The sequence below is a fragment of the Streptomyces sp. NPDC044571 genome, from assembly GCF_040647115.1.
Taxonomy (GTDB): domain Bacteria; phylum Actinomycetota; class Actinomycetes; order Streptomycetales; family Streptomycetaceae; genus Streptomyces.
Genome location: NZ_JBEZBN010000148.1, coordinates 1 through 1,122, shown reverse-complemented (window position 1 = coordinate 1,122; position 1,122 = coordinate 1). Strand labels below are relative to the sequence as shown.

The window sequence follows — 1,122 nt, the reverse complement described above, 5'->3', positions numbered from 1 at the left end:
CGACAAGAAGCCCGTCACCCCCGCCCGCGTCGTGGTCGTCGGCGCCGGCATCTCGGGCCTGACCGCGGCCCTCACCCTCCAGGACCTCGGCGTGGCGGCCAGCCCGTACGGCGGCCGGGGCGGCGTCGGGCCCGGCCAGGTGGGCAATTTCCTGGTCACCGCGCACCGCCTCTCGGCGGGCGGCCCCCTGCACGACCTGCCCGCCGCGGACGAGGGCGACCCGGTCCTCGTGACCGTGGGCGACGTGGTCTACACGTACGAGATCGTCGCGACGCGCACCACGTCGTTCCGCTCGGAACGCTCGCTGAGCGAGCAGCGCGCCGCCGTCCCCGGGGCGCCCGGGAAGGCCCCCACCCAGGCCATGATCACCATCTCCACCTGCGCCACACCGGAGGATCACGCCGCGGGCAACTACTGGAGCGACCCGCAGGGCAACCCGGAGCACCGCATCGACAAGATCGGCGTGCTGCGCAAGGCCTCCGCCGCCCCGTCGGGCGCGTAGCGCACCTGGATGCCGGGGGGCCGGCCGCCCGCGCGCCGGTGCGCGACGTCCAGGGCGGCGAAACGCGCACGCCTTTACCGGCTCCTGATGGCATGCCCCAGTCAAATCTGACAGGCTTTCGGCAGCCCTCGCCCCGCTCCTCGGGGCACGGCAGAACTCTCACCACAGCGGTCGCGCAAGCGATCCGCGCTGCCCCGACCGCCCTCCGGCGCACCCAAGCCGGGCGGGCGGTCATTCGAGCAGGCCGGGATCCCGGCCGTCTCAAAGGAGTTACGCGTGAGACCCACCCCCCACAAGACCCGCTCTGCGAGCGCACTCGCCCTCGCAGCGTTGGCCGCCGCCTGCCTGTCCGTCACCCCGGCGTCCGCCGCACCGACCGCACCGACCGCGCCGGCGGCCGGCGCCTGCGCCCCGGCCCAGGTGGTGGCCAACGGCGGCTTGGAGAGCGGTACTTCACCCTGGATCCAGTCGTCGACCAGCGTCATCACCAACCGCGCCGGTCAGAGCGCCCACGGCGGAACCTACTTCGCCTGGCTGAACGGGGTCGGCAGCACGCACACCGACACGCTCTCCCAGAGCGTCACACTGCCGTCCTGATGCAGCACCGCCACCCTCACCTT

Annotated in this window: 1 protein-coding gene and 1 pseudogene; both read left to right on the top strand. The window is 73.5% G+C overall.

Annotated features, from left to right (window positions below; all coding sequences use genetic code 11):
* Positions 1–502: sortase (locus AB0B01_RS30885; protein ID WP_361726312.1), on the top strand; the 502-nt coding region annotated here is incomplete at its 5' end.
* A gap of 276 nt (positions 503–778) precedes the next feature.
* A pseudogene (locus AB0B01_RS30880) lies at positions 779–1,096 on the top strand (M1 family peptidase); the annotation flags it as partial.
* Positions 1,097–1,122 lie beyond the last annotated feature (26 nt).